The sequence below is a fragment of the Streptomyces sp. NPDC031466 genome, assembly GCF_055581265.1.
Map to the genome: position 1 here is coordinate 428,285 of NZ_JBVIJT010000009.1, position 15,633 is coordinate 443,917.

Genomic DNA, 15,633 nt, shown 5'->3' on the forward strand with positions numbered 1-15,633 from the left:
TACGCGTGGCGTGCGGTCCCGGTACCGGTGACCCGTTCGCCGGGGCGGGCGGCGCGGTTCTCTGCACCGGCGCTACCGGCGCTACCGGCGCTACCGGCGCTACCGGCGCTACCGGCCCGGCGGCCGGGCGGCGCTACTTCTCGATGACCTCGCCGTCCGTCGCCGACTCGACCTCCTCGTCGTAGCCGTTCGCCGCCTCCTCCACCGAGCTGTCGCCCGTCGTCACCGACTCCATCGCCTCCTGGATCGCGGTCGAGACCTTCGGGTACGCGGGATACGCGGGCCGGTAGTGCGTCGTGGCGACCAGGTCGGTGAAGAACTTGATGCCGGGCTGCGCCTTCACGTACGAGGGGTCGTCCGCGACGTCCTTGCGGACCGCGATGCCCGAGTTGGCGACGTACCACTTCTTGGCGTTGGCCTTGGTCTGCATCGTCTCGATGAACTCGAAGGCCAGGTCGGGGTTGCCCGCCTTGGCCGGGATGGCCCAGGTCCAGCCGCCGGACATGCTCACCTTGCCGGGAGCCTGGCCGTGCTGCGTCGGCATGGCGGCCAGGCCCAGCTCCCGTGACCACTCGGGCCACTCGTGCCCCGCACCCTTGCCCCAGTCCTGCGGCAGCCACGAGCCGTCGAGGGCGATGCCCAGCTTGCCCTCGGGCAGCAGCTCACCGCGGACGCGCGTCGCGAAGTTGGGGTCGAGGGCGTCGGAGACGTCGGGGCCGAGCTTCTCGTCGTAGACCGTCTCCACGAACTTCAGGGAGTCCTTGAAGCCCTTGCCGCCGGTGACCCACTTCTTCGCCTTCGGGTCGTACAGCGGGTCCTCGCCCGTCCCGTAGGCGAGCATCTGGAAACCCTGCATGGTCGCCGCCTCGCCGACCGGTTTTCCGGTGTAGACGTTCAAAGGGGTGACGCCCGGGACCTTCTTCTTGATCGTGCGGGCCGCGTCGAGGACCTCCTCCCAGTTCTTCGGCCGCCAGTCTTGCGGCAGTCCCGCCTTCTTGAAGATCGCCCTGCTGAACCACAGCCCACGCGTGTCCGTGCCGTCCGGCACGCCGTACGTCTTCCCGTCGGCCGCCTTCGCCGCCGCCTTGGCCGTGTCGATGAACTGGTCCCAGCCGTCCCACTTGTCGAGATAGGGGTCCAGCGGCTTCAAGTACCCGCTCGTGATGTCGGAGTTGATGAGGAACGTGTCCTCGTACACCAGGTCGGGCGCGGTCTTGGGGGAGCGCAGCATCTGCTGGAGCTTCGTGTAGTACTCCGAGTCCGGCGCCTTGATCGGCACCAGTTCGACCTTCTTGCCGGGGTTCGCCTTCTCGAACTGCTTCTTGACGTCCGTCAGGAACGTGTCCATGACCCGGATCTCGTTGTCCGTGGACTGCTTGTACGAGACCTTCACCGTGTCGGGGTCGTCGTCGCTGCCGCCGCACGCGGTGAGGGTGCCGGCGGCCAGCAGGGCGGTGGCGGTGAGCAGCAGCGGGATGGTGGTGGGACGCACGGGCACGACCTCCTACAGCGCGGGGTGCAACGCGGAGCTGCCCGGTGAACGTAAGGGCGCGCTCGGAGCAAGGTCAATGCCCGTGCCACGGATGGGTGTTGGCGCCCGTCATCCGCGTGACAACGTTGTTATAGGACTACGCCGGCGGCGCGCCCGGAGCGGGAGGACCCTCCGCCGCGGTGAGCCACCGGTACACCAGCTCCGGGCGCCCGACATGGCCGTACTGCGGGCTGCGGTCCGCGCGGGCGGTGTCGACCAGGTGTTCCAGGTAGCGCCGCGCGGTGATGCGGGACAGGCCCGCCGCCTGGGCGGCCGCGGTGGCGGTCAGGCCCTCGGGGGCGGCCCGCAGGGTGCGTATGACGCGTTCCAGGGTGGGTCCGCTGAGGCCCTTCGGCAGTGCGGCCGGGCCCGGGGCGCGCAGTGTGGCGAGTGCGCGGTCCACCTCGTCCTGACCGGTCGCCTCGCCCTCGGCGGCGGCCGTGCGGAACTCCGCGTACCGGGTGAGGCGGTCGCGGAGGGTGGCGAAGGTGAACGGCTTCAGGACGTACTGGACGACGCCGAGGGACACGCCCTCGCGGACCACGGCGAGATCGCGGGCCGAGGTCACCGCGATCACGTCCGCGGGGTGCCCGGAGGCGCGCAGGGAGCGGGCCAGTTGGAGGCCGTGCCCGTCGGGCAGGTGCAGGTCCAGAAGGATCAGGTCGACGGGGGTGCGGTCGAGGACGCGGCGGGCCTCGGCGGCGGAGTGGGCGGGCCTCGCGACGGCCTCGAAGCCGGGCACGCGGTTGACGTAGAGGACGTGGGCGTCGGCCGCGACGGGGTCGTCCTCGACCACGAGTACGCGGATCACCGGCCCGCACCTCCCTTGCTGCCGGGCTCGACCCCGGGCGGCACGGCGGCCCCAGCGGCCCGGGCAGGCACCGCAGGCACGGTGGCCCCAGCGGCCCCAGCGGCCCCGGCAGGCACGGCAGGCACGGCAGCCCCAGTGGTCACGGCCGCCCCGGACCGCACGTCCGCCCCGAGCGTGAGCGTCACCTCGAACTCGGCGCCGCCCTCCGCGGAACCCCGCAGCGCCAGCGTGCCGCCGTTGCGTGTCACCGTCTGGTGGACCAGGGCGAGGCCGAGGCCGCGGCCCGTCGCCGCCTTGGTCGACCAGCCCCGCTCGAAGACCGCCTCCCGCAGGGCGGGGTCGACGCCGGGGCCCGTGTCCGAGACGCGCAGCAGGAGGCCCGTTCCGTCGGCGCGTGCCGTCACCGTGACCCGGGCGGCCGGGGAGCCCTGCGCCGCGTCGACCGCGTTGTCGATGAGGTTGCCGAGGACCGTCACCAGGTCGCGGGAGGACAGGGACGCCGGGAGCATGCCGTCGTCGATGCTGCTGTCGGCGGAGACGACCAGTTCCACGCCGTGCTCGTTGGCCTGCGCCGCCTTGCCGAGGAGCAGGGCCGCGAGGACCGGCTCGCTGACGGCGGCCACCACCTGGTCGGTCAGCGCCTGCGCCAGTTCCAGCTCGGCGGTGGCGAAGTCGACGGCCTCCTCGGCGCGGCCCAGCTCGATGAGGGAGACGACGGTGTGCAGCCGGTTCGCCGCCTCGTGGGCCTGCGAGCGCAGCGCCCGCGTGAAGCCGCGCTCCGAGTCCAACTCGCCGGTGAGCGCCTGGAGTTCCGTGTGGTCGCGCAAAGTGACGACCGTGCCCCTGCGCTCGCCGCCCGAGACGGGGGAGGTGTTGACGACCACCACGCGGTCGGCGGTCAGATGCAGCTCGTCCACCCGGGGCTCGGAGGCCAGCAGCGCTCCCGTGAGGGGCGCGGGCAGCCCCAGCTCGGCGACGTTGCGGCCCACGGTGTCGCCGGGGACGCCGAGCAGCTCCCGGCCGGCGTCGTTGATCAGCGCGATGCGCCGCTGCCCGTCGAGCATCAGCAACCCCTCGCGCACCGCGTGCAGCGCCGCCTCGTGGTAGTCGTGCATACGGCTCAGCTCGGCCGCGTTCATGCCGTGCGTGCTGCGGCGCAGGCGCGCGTTGACGACGTACGTGCCGATGCCGCCCAGGACGAGCGCGGCCGCCGCGACACCGAGCAGCGCGAGGAGCTGACCGCGTGCCTTCGCGGTGATCTCCTCGATGGTGATGCCCGCGGAGACCAGGCCGATGACGCGGCCGTCGCCCGCCTCGCCCGCCCGGATCGGCGTGACCACCCGCACGGAGGGGCCGAGGGTGCCGGTGTAGGTCTCCGCGAAGGTCTCGCCGCGCAGTGCCCGCGCCGTGTGGCCGAGGAAACGTTCGCCGATGCGCCGCTCGTCGGGGTGCGTCCAGCGGATGCCGTGCGGATCCATGATCGTCACGAAGTCGACGTCGGTGTGCCGCTGCACCCGGCTCGCGTACGGCTGGAGCCGCGTCGAGGGGTCGTCGTCGCGTATGGCCTCTCGTACCGATGGGGAGTCCGCGACCGCCCGGGCCGCCGCGGTCGCCTGGTGGCGCGCCGCGTCCTCCGCCTGGCGCTTGTCGCTCAGATAGGTGAAGAGCGCGCACCCGGCGACCACGGCCGTGACCAGCACGATCTGCATCGCGAAGAGCTGGCCCGCCAGGCTGCGCGGCAGGCGGCGCCGACGGGGTGGGCGAGTGCGGGGCATGGTGCCAGTCTGCCTCGTCGCACCAGTCGTCGTATAAGTGCGAACTAAATGAACGCAAGGGTGACCGCCCTCACAGGCCGGGAGATAGTCGCCGGGATCCCAGGACGTGAGCCGCACGCACTGTGGGCACCACAACGCCGACGTCGTCGTTCAAGGAGGGCCCCGTGACCAGCACGGCCGACCCGCACATGGCACCCGCCGCCCGGCGGGACCGCACGCACTACCTCTACATCGCCGTCATCGGCGCCGTGCTGCTCGGCATCGCCGTCGGCTTCATCTGGCCGGACTTCGCCAAAGAGCTGAAGCCGGTCGGCGCCGGCTTCGTGAACCTGATCAAGATGATGATCTCGCCGATCATCTTCTGCACGATCGTGCTCGGCGTCGGCTCGGTCCGCAAGGCCGCCAAGGTCGGCAAGGTGGGCGGGCTCGCCCTCGCGTACTTCCTCGCCATGTCGGTCGTGGCGCTCGCCATCGGCCTCGTCGTCGGCAACATCCTCCACCCGGGCTCGGGCATGGACCTCACCGAGTCCGTGAAGGGCGCCGGCCACAGCGCGGCCGACGAGGCGGACAAGGGCCTCGTCGACTTCGCGCTCGGCATCATCCCCAAGACCCTGGTCTCCGCCTTCACCCAGGGCGAGGTGCTCCAGACGCTGCTCGTCGCGCTGCTCGTGGGCTTCGCCCTGCAGGCCATGGGGCGTTCGGGCGCGCCGGTGCTGCGCGGCATCGAGCACATCCAGAAGCTGGTCTTCCGCGTGCTCGGCATGATCATGTGGGCCGCGCCCGTCGGCGCGTTCGGCGCGATGGCCGCCGTCGTCGGTGAGACCGGCGTGGACGCGCTCAAGGCGCTCGCCACGATCATGGTCGGGTTCTACGTCACCTGCGCCCTGTTCATCGTGCTCGTCCTCGGCACGCTGGTGCGCGTGGTGGCCGGGGTCAACCTCTTCAAGCTCCTGAAGTACCTGGGCCGCGAGTTCCTGCTGATCCTGTCGACCTCGTCCTCGGAGTCCGCGCTGCCGCGGCTCATCGCGAAGATGGAGCACCTCGGGGTCAGCCGTCCGGTCGTCGGCATCACCGTCCCGACCGGCTACTCCTTCAACCTCGACGGCACCATGATCTACCTGACCATGGCCTCCCTCTTCATCGCCGACGCCATGGACCAGCCGCTCGGCATCGGGGAGCAGATCTCGCTGCTGCTGTTCATGATGATCGCGTCCAAGGGCGCGGCGGGCGTGTCCGGTTCGGGCATCGCGGTCCTCGCGAGCGGCCTCCAGTCGCACAAGCCCGCCCTGGTCGACGGCGTGGGCCTGATCATCGGCGTCGACCGCTTCATGAGCGAGGCCCGCGCCCTCACCAACTTCGCGGGCAACGCGGTGGCCACGCTGCTGATCGGCACGTGGACCAAGGAGGTCGACAAGGAGCGGGTCACGGCCGTCCTCGCCGGTCAACTGCCCTTCGACGAGCGTACGTTGGTGGACGACGACCACGACCGCCCCGACCCCCGGTCGCCGGAACCCTCGGTGCCGGAGCGGCGGAGCGAGGGCGGCAAGGAGCCGGCGACGGTGTGACCGGGACGCCCGCCCGCCGGCGGCCCGTCACGCGGGCGGCCGGCGGGCGGTGACGCGTGTCCCGGTGCCGGGAGCTAGCAGGCGTCCACGTACCAGACGGGACCCCAGTCGCCGTACGCGTCCTTCGAGGGCGCGCCCGGCGTGGTGTAGATGAGCTGCTTGGCCTTGTTGTACATCTTCGCCTTGGTGCCGGCGGACTGGTTGTTGTACCAGGAGCCGCCGCTGTTCAGCCCGTCGGGGATCTCCTGCATGTAGCAGTCCTTGAACTTGAACGCCAGGCGCTTGAAGTTCGCGTCCTTGTAGCCGCAGAAGTAGTACTTCGGGCAGTCCGCCGGGGCCGCGGCCGCTTCGAGCCGGCCGTGGTCGGCGGCGGGGGACGCCTGGGCCGCGCCCACCGCCGTCGTCAGGGCCAGCAGGGCGCCCGCCGCCACGGCGGTGCGGTGCACTCGGGTGCGGGTGGAGAAGAGACGAGACATGGGACCACTTCACCTTTCCGGTCATCGGCACTCCCGCGGAAACCGCGGTGTGTGTGCCGAGACGCTAGGGCGAAGGGGGCGGTCGGGGCGTCCCGCAGCGGGTTGAGGTATCCGTGCAACCCGCGTTGGAGCCGGGCCAGTTGTACAACGAGGGCGGTACGCGGGCTCCACCGGCAGGAGTCCGCGACAGGGCCCGGGACGGGGCTCGGGCTCGGAGGGCGGGCTCACGGGCGACGGGGTCCGCGGCCGGGCCTACGGCAGACCCGCGATGATCTCCCGCGCGCGCTCCACCGGGACGCCCGCCGAGAGCAGGGCCGTCGACGCGGCGGCCCGGCCCGCGTCCCCGGGGTCGAGGAGGCCGTCGTTCACGGCCTCCATCAGGCCGAAGAGCTGCTGTTCGTGGACGTAGGCGAGGGCGGCGGGCGGCAGGGACGAGGCGAAGGAACCGTCCGACAGGCCCGCCCGCAGGACGTTCACGCACTCCTTGCGGACCGGGGCGAGCCGCTGCCGGATGCCCTCCATCGCCACGCTGCGCTGGGCGAGGCCGACCAGCAGGCGGTAGCCGTCGGCGATCTCCCAGACGGCGACCATGGAGTGGGCGAGGGACGCGGCGGGGTCGTCCGACTGGGCCCGCCCGGAGGCGTGGGCTGCGGCGACCGCCTCGACGGCGCCGTCGATGAGCGCGCCGACCAGGGCCTCCCGGCTGGGGAAGTGCCCGTACACGGTCCTGCGCACGACGCCCGCGGCGCGCGCGATCTGGTCCATGGACGCGTCCGGATCGCGGAGGAGCTCGGCGAGGGCGACCTCCAGGATGCGGCGGCGGTTGGCGTCGGCTCGGCTCATGGGCTCCATTTTGCACGCGACCCGGCGACGGCGGATCCGGGACCGTTTTGCACAGCTGTGTGCAGTGGCGTAAATTGCACATGGGTGTGTAATTGCACAGTGCTGTGCAAGGTCACCGGAAAGCAAGAACGCACAGCGGCAGGGAAGGGTGAGACTTCGGTGGCTCTAGTCATGAAGCAACCGGTCGAGGAGATGAAGGGGCCGTACGCGCGCCGCTGGTGGGCACTGGGGGTGCTCTGCCTGAGTCTGCTGATCATCGTCATGGCGAACACGGCGCTGACCGTCGCCGCCCCCGACATGACCAAGGACCTCGGCCTCTCCAGCTCCGACCTCCAGTGGGTCATCGACGGCTACACCGTGCCGTACGCGGCGCTGATGCTGCTGCTCGGCGCCATCGGCGACAAGTACAGCCGGCGCGGCGCGCTCGTCCTCGGCCTCGTCGTCTTCGGCGGCGGAGCCGTCGCGGGCTCGCTCGTCGACAGCTCCGGCGGGGTCATCGCGGCCCGTGCCGTCATGGGGCTCGGCGCGGCCATGATCATGCCCGCCACCCTGTCGCTGCTCGCCGCGACCTTCCCCAAGGGGGAGCGGGCCAAGGCCATCGTGCTGTGGACCGCCACCGCCGGCCTCGCGATCGCCGCGGGCCCGCTGGTCGCGGGCGCGCTCCTGGAGGACCACGGCTGGTCCTCGACCTTCCTGATCAACGTGCCGGTGGCCGCCCTCGCCATCGTCGGCGCCTTCGTGCTCATCCCGCCGTCCAAGGCCGGCCACCACGACCGCATCGACTACGTCGGCGGTCTGCTCTCCGTCGTGTGGACCGGCGCGCTCGTCTACATGATCATCCAGGGGCCGCACTTCGGCTGGGACGCCAAGGCGATCTCCGCGGCGGTCGTCGCGGGCGTGGGCCTGCTGGCCTTCGTCGCCTGGGAGCTGCGCCACCCGCACCCCATCCTGAACGTCCGCCGCTTCCTCGACCGCCGCTTCGCCGGCTCGAACCTCGCGGTGGCGCTGTTCTTCCTCGCGGTCTTCGGCGCCTTCTACTACCTCACGCAGCACCTCCAGTTCGTGCTCGGCTACAACCCGCTGGAGACCGGCGTGCGCATGCTGCCGCTCGCCGGCGCGGTCTTCGTCGGTTCGGCGCTCACGGGCCTGTTGACCCCGCGCGTCGGCATGAAGATCACGGTGTCGGCGGGCATGGTCGCGGGCACGGTGGCGCTCGCGCTGCTCACCCGGGTCGACGCGACGTCCTCGTACGGGGACTTCGTGGCCCCGCTGATCGTCCTCGGTCTGGCCATCGGCCTCGCGCTCTCGCCCTGCACCGACGCGATCATGGGTGCGTTCCCCGAGGCCGAACTGGGCGTCGGCGGCGCGGTCAACGACACGTCCCTGGAGCTGGGTGGCTCGCTCGGCATCGCCATCCTCGGGTCGGTGCTGGCCAGTTCGTACTCCGCCAAGCTGGAGGACGCGGCCTCGGCGTCCGGCACCAAGCTGCCCGCCGGCACGCTGGAGACCGCCCAGGACTCGGTCGGCGCGGGCTACGCGGTCGCCCAGGGCATCGGCGACAAGGCGCACGCGACGGCGGAGCGGGCGGCCCACGCCGGTTCCCAGCAGCAGGCGGCCCAGCTCAAGGGCCAGGCCGAGCAACTGGCCCAGGGCGCGCACAAGATGGCCGACGCGGTCGGCTCCGCGTTCTCCGACGCGGTGGCGCACACCAGCATGGTCGGCGCGGTGATCCTCGGGGTCGGCACGGTCCTCGTGGCGGTGCTGCTGCCGCGCAAGGACCGGGACGCGTCGGCGCAGGCCGACGAGGGGGCGGCCGAGCCCGCCACCACCGGGGCGGGCGCGAAGAAGTAGTGCCGCCGCCGGCCGCTTGCCGGACAGGACACCGCCGCCGGGGCGGGGAGACGAATCTCCCCGCCCCGGCGGCGTGTTCCATGTGGGCGAGCTGGAACGGTGACCAGGAGCCGCCAGAGATCGACCAGAACGTCGTCGTCGCCCTCGTGCACGTGCGACGCGCGGCCCGCTCCCCGTTCGAGTGGTCGAAGAAGCCCCCGTCGAGCACGTTCGCGGCCGCCCACCACGAGGTGGGCTAGGCCGACCTCACCGCCCGCCTACGCAAGGCGCTCGGCCAACTGCCCTCCTGGAAGGCTAGTGCGGCACGGCGGTGTCCGGGGTCCGGCGCTCCAGGCGGCGGCGTTCGATGCGGGGGAGCAGCCCGACCCGGACGCCGTGGCGGCGTTCTGTATTCGGGCGCGGAGGGTCCTCGGGGGCTGAGCGGGATCTTCGTACGAAGTCACCGCCGAAATTCCTTGACACCACTCCAGATGGAGTACTACGTTCTAACCACTTCAGTCGCAGTACAACGAACGACGTACTCCCCTTGACCGACCGCCACCGCGTCCCAGGAGCCCCTTTGCGCAAGCTCGTCTACTTCATCGCCGTCAGCCTCGACGGATTCATCGCCGGGCCCGACGGGTCCGACCCCACGGGCCCCGACGGCTTCTGGCCCGTCAGCCAGGACTACGTCCAGCACCTCGCGCAGACGTACCCCGAGACCCTCCCCGCCCCGGCAAGGCAGGCACTCGGCATCACCGCCGAGGGGGAGCACTTCGACACGATCCTCGAAGGCCGCAGGACGTACATGATCGGCGTGGACGCCGGTTTCCCCGACTGCTACCCGCACCTGAAGCACTACGTCTTCACCCGCACCCTCACCGAGAGCCCCGACCCCGCCGTCGAACTCGTCGCCACCGACCCCGTCACCAAGGTGCGCGAGCTCAAGCGCGAGGAGGGCAAGGACATCTGGCTGTGCGGCGGCGGCGAACTCGCCGGGGCGCTGCGCGGCGAGATCGACCGCCTCGTCGTCAAGCTGGCCCCGCTGACGCTGGGCTCGGGCACGCCGCTGTTCTCGGCCAAGACCGCTTTCGAGCCCACGCTGTACGAGCGCTCCGACACCGTCCTCCTCGACAGCGGCACCGTCTTCCTCACCTACGACAGGACCGCCCCGGGCGAGACGGCCTAGCCGACGGACCCGGTCGCCAGCCGGTGCCCCTCTCCCGCCGCGGCCGCGAGCAGGACGTCGGCCAGCTCGTCGGGGGGCGGAGAGCATCGGCCAGTGACCGGTGGCCAGTTCGAAGAAGGTGGCGCTCGGATCGGTGAGGCGCTGGACGAGCGGCAGGCCCGACGCCACCAGGCCTTCTAGCGCCGCGATGTCCATCGCCCCGCCGACGGTGCAGAACACGCCGGTCGTCGCGAGCCCGGCCACCGCGTCGCGGGCGCGCAACTGCTGCGTGGCCGGACCGAGCGGCATCGGCGAGGCCAGCCGCGCGAGCCGGCACCGTCAAGACCGTCCGCTTCTACTCCGACCGCGGACTGCTGCCCGAAGCCGCCCGCAGTGCCGGCGGCCACCGCCGCTACGGCCCCGAGGCGCTCGAACGGCTGCGCCTCATCCGGTCCTTGCGCGGCCTGGACCTGCCGATCCGCGACATCCGCCGCGTCCTGGACCGGGAAGAGGCGCTGGCGGACGTCGCTTGCGGGCGGGACGGGCCCCGCACGAGGGTGAGGCCCTCGACTGCTTCGTCGCCGCCCACGCCGCCGCCCGCAACGCCCGCGACACCGCCGACTTCCGCCGGGGGCTCGGCCGCACCCTCGCGGCCGAGCCCCGCATCGACCACTACTGGCAACTCGCCGCCGAGGTCATGACCCCACCCCGCACACCGCCCGAGCCGACCCCCGGCGCCGCGGACCACTGGCTCCGCGCGGCCCTGGCGCGGACGGACGCGGACTAGGAGACGTAGGACGCGCTCTCCGCCGTGGCCACCACCCTCTCCCCGTCCACCGCGGTCAGCCTCCCGGTGGCCACCCAGGAGGCGACGGTGGCACGGACGTGCCGGACGAGAGCCCTCTTGTCGCCGAAGGGCGCCGCCGACCAGACGGCGTCGAGGAGTGTCGTGCCGTCGGGTCCCTTCGGGTTGGCGACGCCCGAGTCGGTCCCGCCGAACACCACCCTGGGCTCGACCCGCCGGAAGTAGGCGTGCGTCGGGTCCTCGGTGCCTTCGAGGAACGGTGCGAACTCCACGCCGCCCAGGGTGAGATGGAGCGGTTCCCCGGGGACCGGCGTGAAGGTCGGCAGCAGGTCCCCGGAGAGCGCGGCATCGCGGTAGAGGCCGAACCGGAGGTAGTCCTTGCCCCGGTCGCGGGCGACGAGGTTCACGGGGCCGTAGAACAGGGTCTGGATGTCCGGTGCGTCGGGGCACGCTTCCGTACGCAGCCGGAACGGGACGGCGACGCGCACGGTGTCGCCGTCGCGCCAGGTGCGCGAGAGGGAGCGGTAGCCGCCCGCCGCCGTCGTCTTCGCCCTTCTGCCGTTGACGGACACGGCGAACCCGCCCGTCGCCCACGCGGGCACCCGCAGTCGCAGGTCGAAGGTGGCGGTGGCGCCCCGGACGGTGAGGGTGGTGCCCTGCTCCCGCGGGAAGTCGGTGCTCTGGGTGACGGTGACGCCCTTGCCCGCCCAGGTGAGCGTCGAGGGGCTGTAGAGGTTGACGTACAGGGCCGAGCCGTCGGCCTGCTGGAAGTAGATCGAGTCCTGGTACTTGGTGGCGCTCTCCATACCCGTGCCCTCGCAGCAGGTGGTGCCCTGCTTGGGCGTGTAGTCGCGCACATGGCCGGGCGTCAGCCCGATGAAGTACGTGACCAGGGGCTTCTCGGCGTCGGCCGTGTCCTGCTTGGAGCCGAGGACCTGGTTGTACAGCGCCCGTTCGTAGTGGTCCATGTACGCCGGGTCCTGCTCGTGGAAGAACAGCGCGCGGTCCAGCTTCAGCAGGTTGTACGCGCAGCAGGTCTCGGCGGTGGTGTCGCTCAGCGTGCCCGCGATGACGCCGCGCGCCTTCCAGAACTCGCCGGTGCTGGTACCGCCGATCCCGTACATCCGGGTCGGGACGACCATCTTCCAGAAGTTCCGCGCGGCGTCCAGGTAGCGCCGCTCGCCGGTCTCGTCGTAGAGCCGCAGCAGGCCGGTGAAGACGGGGATGTGCTGGTTGGCGTGGAGCCCGTCGAGGGTGTCGGTGCCCGCGGCGCAGGCGTCGATGAGCCTGTCGAGGTCGAACAGGCGGGCCAGGGCGAGGTGGCGGCCCTCGCCGGTGACCGCGTACAGGTCGCAGATCGCCTCGACGATCCCGCCGAACTCCCCGCTGGAGAAGATGCCCCACATCCGCTGCCGGGTGGCGTCGGGCAGCGGGGAGAGCCGGGCGTACATCCAGTCGCACAGGCCGGACGCGAGATCGAGGGCGCGCTCGTCGCCGACGTGGAGGTACGCGTCGAGCAGCCCGCGCAGGATCTTGTGGGCCGTGTAGTAGGGCGCCCACACCACGTGGTAGTCGGGGCCGGTCATCGACTCCAGGGTGATGAACTGCGTCTCGGGGTACGCCGCGAGGAACCCGGGATGGCTCGGGCCGCCCCAGGTGCGGCGCAAGGCGGCGGGCCGGTCGCGGCCGGACGCGTCGGCGAACCTGCCGCCGCCGCTCTCGTCGAAGGCGTACGACGCGAGGTCGCCGCGCCCGGCCGGGGTCCGGGCGGCGGGGGCGTCCTGGAGGGCGGCGACCTCGGCGGCGGTCAGCGCCCGCGACCAGAGGTCGACCGCGTCGAACGAGCCGGCGAACACGGGGTCGCCGGGGAAGTGGGACCGCCCGAGCCAGTGGTCCTTCAGCGGGCCGAGCGCCGCCGGACCGAGGGTCATCGCGGTGTTCTCGGCGACCTGCGCGCCGTCGACGTAGAGCCTGCCGGTGCCGCCGGTGAGCGTCACCGCGAGGTGACTCCACCGGTCCAGGGGCAGGGGTGCGGTGCCGACGAGGGACTGTTCGCCGCCGGGGCCCTTGGTCGTGACGGCGAACCGGGGGACGCCCTCGGCGTTGCGGGCGGCGAGGTAGAGGTAGCGGGTGGTGTCGTCGCCGCAGTCGAGGACGCGGGCCCAGGCGGCGTCGTGCGCGGGCTTGACCCAGGCCGAGAAGGTGAGCGCCGGGCCACCGCCCAGCACCCCGGAGGGCAGGTCGACGTACTGGTGGGAGCCCCGGACATACGTCGGCGCCGTGCCGAACCTGCCCTCACCGCGCAGGATTTCGGGCTCCGCGCGCAGCGCCGCGCGGACCTCCATGAGCGCGCCGGTCATGTACCGGACCTTGGCGGCGTACGCCCTGTCGCCGGTGCCGGCGTAGGCCTGGGAGAGCATGGTCAGGAAGTGGCCGGTGTAGTGGCCGCGCAGATTGCCGTTCGCCTCGCCGTCGAGGCCTTCCCAGCCCCCGGGGGCCACGGCGCCTCGGGTGGAGAGCCCGGCGTTGGCGCGGAAGACCTGGAGCAGCCGGTCCACGTCGTAGCCCCGGCCGTGGTCGAGCATCAAGGCGCGCTTGGCGGTGAAGACGCCCTCGCGCAGCGCCACGTCCTTGAGCGCGAAGGGCCGCACCACCCAGGCGGCGGGGGCGGCCGGCGCGACGCCCGACGCGACCTCCGGTGCTGCTCCCGGGGCGGCCGTGGCGCGGCCCGCGGCGAGGGACGACAGAGCGGGCGCCGCCGCCGCGAGGGCCGCGGCACGCAGGACGGCGCGTCTGGCGGGCGGGGATGCGGGGTGGGGAGAGGGCGCCATGGGGGTCTCATTCCTCGGCTGCGTACACGTCCACGTATGTTCGAAATCTCGTACGTAGTTCGTATGATCGAGCAGACCGTAGGAGCGGGACGGGCTTACGTCAATGCCTGCGACAGGTAAGGAAGTTGTCGTCGGCCCGGGGGCGGCGCGCACCGCCCGCCACCCTCGGACCGTCCCTGGTGCCACGCGCTAGGGCCGCGTCCACACCGCCACGCGGTCGACCAGCATCGAGTGGCCCGGTTCCGTCGCGGGCGTCGGGGTCGCGCGGCCCGCGACGCCGTCCGGGAACCCGCCGCCCATCGCCACGTTCAGCAGGAGGAAGTAGCCCTGGTGCGAGGTCATGTCCTGCCAGGTCCGCGCCGAGAAGCGGTCCTGGCCCAGGGTGTGGTAGCGCTCGCCGTCGACGTACCAGCGCAGTTGGTTCGGGGTCACGGAGCGGTCCCACTCGAATCGGTACGTGTGGAAGCCCGACTGGCAACTCGTGCCAGGGCAGGGGCGGTTGGCGCCCAGCCCCTGCGTCTCGTTGCAGTCCCCGCCCGGATTGACGCCGCAGTGCAGCACGCCCCACACGGAGTTGACGCCGTTCACGTTCTCCATGACGTCGAACTCGCCGATGGACGGCCAGTTCTGGTAGTTCCCTCGATAGGGCGAGCCCAGCGCCCAGAAGGCGGGCCAGTAGCCGAGCGCCTTGTCGCCGGAGACGTCCGGCATCCTGACGCGCGCCTCGATGGCCAGGGTGCCGCCCGCCGGCGCTTTGAAGTCAGAGCGCCGGGACTCGATCCGGGCGGACGTCCACGTGCCCGAGGCGTCACGGCGTGGGGTGATCCGCAGGTTGCCCGTTCCGTCGGTACTCAGGTTGGCGGGGGAGTTGGTGTACTCCTGGATCTCGCCGGTGCCCCAACGGCCGGGTCCGCCGGGGTAGTTGTGGCCGAGGTCGACCTGCCACCGGTCGGCGGCGGGCGGGGCGCCGGCGGGCCCGTTGAAGTCGTCGCTCCACTTCAGCGACCAGCGGGGAGCGGCGGAGGTCGCGTCACCGCGTGCCGTGCCGGGCAGGAGCAGCGCCCCGCACAGTCCGACGGCGGCCAGCGCGGCCAGGAGGGGCGTCGGTCTGCGGCCGCGGTGGGCCGCAGAGGATCGCGGGGCGGGGGTCGTGCTCATCGGGGCACCTCCGTGGGGGGGGCGGGAGTGTGACGGTGAGAGCGCTCTCAGAGTGATGCTGCTGGTTTTGTAGTTGTGGACGGGCGGCGCGTCAATGGCCGCGGTGCGTCAACTTCCCGAAGGCGCACGGCTTTCCGTGGGCGTCCCGTTCTCCGTGGGCGTCCGGTTTTCCGTGGGCGTACGGTGGACGGATGAGCACCCTGGACGATCCGGCCCCGGCAGGGGTGAGCGTCGACTTCTGGTTCGACCCCGTCTGCCCGTACACCTGGATCACCTCGCGCTGGCTGCGCGAGGTGGAAGGGGTGCGGGACGTCTCCGTGCGGTGGCGGGTGATGAGCCTGGCCGTGCTGAACGAGGGCCGGGAGAGCGACCCGGAGGACCCCGAGGGGCAGTACGGGGAGTACCTGCGGGCGCACGGCCGGGTGTGCGCCGCGGTGCGCGAACAGCACGGGAACGCCGCGCTCGGGCGGTACTTCGACGCCCTCGGCCGGCGGCTGCACGAGCGCCGGGACTGGTCGGGCACGACGGCCGCGCTCGCCGAGGCGGGCCTGCCGGCCGCCCTGGAGGCCGCCGCGACGACAACGGAGTACGACGCGGCCGTACGGGCCTCGCACGAGGAGGGCATCGCCCTGGTGGGCGACGACGTCGGCACACCGGTGCTTGCCGTCGACGGCGTCGGGGCGCTGTTCGGCCCCGTCGTGTCACCGGCCCCCCGGGGCGAGGCGGCGGGCCGGCTGTGGGACGGCGTGGTGCTGATGGCGGGCGTGGAGTGCTTCTACGAGTTCAAACGGGACTACGGGCGGCCGGACTTCACCTGAGGGCCCACCGGTGGTGGCCGCG

Annotated in this window: 12 protein-coding genes and 1 pseudogene; 6 read left to right on the plus strand and 7 right to left on the minus strand. The window is 72.2% G+C overall.

Going from position 1 to position 15,633, the window contains the following annotated elements; translation table 11 throughout:
* Nucleotides 1–133: 133 nt before the first annotated feature.
* The 3 genes from ACZ5GP_RS24445 to ACZ5GP_RS24455 all read right to left on the minus strand — a co-directional run bounded on the left by ACZ5GP_RS24445 (nucleotide 134) and on the right by ACZ5GP_RS24455 (nucleotide 4,117).
* A complete protein-coding gene (locus ACZ5GP_RS24445) occupies nucleotides 134–1,498 on the minus strand; it encodes an extracellular solute-binding protein (protein WP_468752839.1) in 1,365 nt (454 codons plus the stop codon).
* A 130-nt stretch (nucleotides 1,499–1,628) separates the two neighbouring features.
* Nucleotides 1,629–2,342 carry a response regulator gene (locus ACZ5GP_RS24450; RefSeq protein WP_468752840.1) on the minus strand — a complete coding sequence of 238 codons (714 nt, stop codon included), beginning with the start codon at nucleotides 2,340–2,342 and terminating at the stop codon, nucleotides 1,629–1,631.
* Nucleotides 2,339–4,117, minus strand: a complete 1,779-nt coding sequence (locus ACZ5GP_RS24455; RefSeq protein ID WP_468752841.1) for a sensor histidine kinase — start codon at nucleotides 4,115–4,117, stop codon at nucleotides 2,339–2,341. Before ACZ5GP_RS24455 ends, ACZ5GP_RS24450 begins: the two co-directional genes overlap by 4 nt.
* Before the next feature lie 188 nt (nucleotides 4,118–4,305).
* On the opposite strand from ACZ5GP_RS24455, the gene ACZ5GP_RS24460 reads away from it, so the two are divergent.
* Nucleotides 4,306–5,682 (plus strand): cation:dicarboxylate symporter family transporter, encoded by a 1,377-nt coding sequence (locus ACZ5GP_RS24460; protein ID WP_468752883.1) that lies wholly within the window; start codon nucleotides 4,306–4,308, stop codon nucleotides 5,680–5,682.
* Between the two features lie 74 nt (nucleotides 5,683–5,756).
* Here the strand turns inward: ACZ5GP_RS24460 and ACZ5GP_RS24465 are convergent, their stop codons facing one another.
* Together ACZ5GP_RS24465 and ACZ5GP_RS24470 are read right to left on the minus strand one after the other, a co-directional pair.
* Nucleotides 5,757–6,158 (minus strand): hypothetical protein, encoded by a 402-nt coding sequence (locus tag ACZ5GP_RS24465; protein ID WP_468752842.1) that lies wholly within the window; start codon nucleotides 6,156–6,158, stop codon nucleotides 5,757–5,759.
* 252 nt (nucleotides 6,159–6,410) lie between these two features.
* Nucleotides 6,411–7,010 carry a TetR/AcrR family transcriptional regulator gene (locus tag ACZ5GP_RS24470; protein ID WP_468752843.1) on the minus strand — a complete coding sequence of 200 codons (600 nt, stop codon included), beginning with the start codon at nucleotides 7,008–7,010 and terminating at the stop codon, nucleotides 6,411–6,413.
* A 150-nt stretch (nucleotides 7,011–7,160) separates the two neighbouring features.
* On the opposite strand from ACZ5GP_RS24470, the gene ACZ5GP_RS24475 reads away from it, so the two are divergent.
* From ACZ5GP_RS24475 to ACZ5GP_RS24490, 4 genes and pseudogenes are all read left to right on the plus strand, one after another.
* Entirely contained in the window at nucleotides 7,161–8,852 is a 1,692-nt protein-coding gene (locus ACZ5GP_RS24475; protein ID WP_468752844.1) for an MFS transporter, read from the plus strand.
* An 80-nt stretch (nucleotides 8,853–8,932) separates the two neighbouring features.
* Nucleotides 8,933–9,091, plus strand: a complete 159-nt coding sequence (locus ACZ5GP_RS24480) for a hypothetical protein (protein ID WP_468752845.1) — start codon at nucleotides 8,933–8,935, stop codon at nucleotides 9,089–9,091.
* Between the two features lie 320 nt (nucleotides 9,092–9,411).
* Nucleotides 9,412–10,020 carry a dihydrofolate reductase family protein gene (locus ACZ5GP_RS24485; RefSeq protein ID WP_468752846.1) on the plus strand — a complete coding sequence of 203 codons (609 nt, stop codon included), beginning with the start codon at nucleotides 9,412–9,414 and terminating at the stop codon, nucleotides 10,018–10,020.
* A gap of 299 nt (nucleotides 10,021–10,319) precedes the next feature.
* Nucleotides 10,320–10,786: pseudogene (locus tag ACZ5GP_RS24490) on the plus strand (MerR family transcriptional regulator); the annotation flags it as partial.
* Here ACZ5GP_RS24490 and ACZ5GP_RS24495 read toward each other — a convergent pair.
* On the minus strand, nucleotides 10,783–13,635 hold the full coding sequence (locus ACZ5GP_RS24495; RefSeq protein WP_468752847.1) for a beta-L-arabinofuranosidase domain-containing protein: 2,853 nt from the start codon (nucleotides 13,633–13,635) through the stop codon (nucleotides 10,783–10,785). The pseudogene ACZ5GP_RS24490 and the gene ACZ5GP_RS24495 overlap by 4 nt on opposite strands.
* 189 nt (nucleotides 13,636–13,824) lie before the next feature.
* Nucleotides 13,825–14,793: a glycoside hydrolase family 16 protein gene (locus ACZ5GP_RS24500; protein WP_468752848.1), complete on the minus strand. Its 969-nt coding sequence runs from the start codon at nucleotides 14,791–14,793 to the stop codon at nucleotides 13,825–13,827.
* Between the two features lie 191 nt (nucleotides 14,794–14,984).
* Between ACZ5GP_RS24500 and ACZ5GP_RS24505 the strand changes: the two genes are divergently transcribed.
* Nucleotides 14,985–15,611 carry a mycothiol-dependent nitroreductase Rv2466c family protein gene (locus ACZ5GP_RS24505; RefSeq protein ID WP_468752849.1) on the plus strand — a complete coding sequence of 209 codons (627 nt, stop codon included), beginning with the start codon at nucleotides 14,985–14,987 and terminating at the stop codon, nucleotides 15,609–15,611.
* Nucleotides 15,612–15,633: the final 22 nt, after the last annotated feature.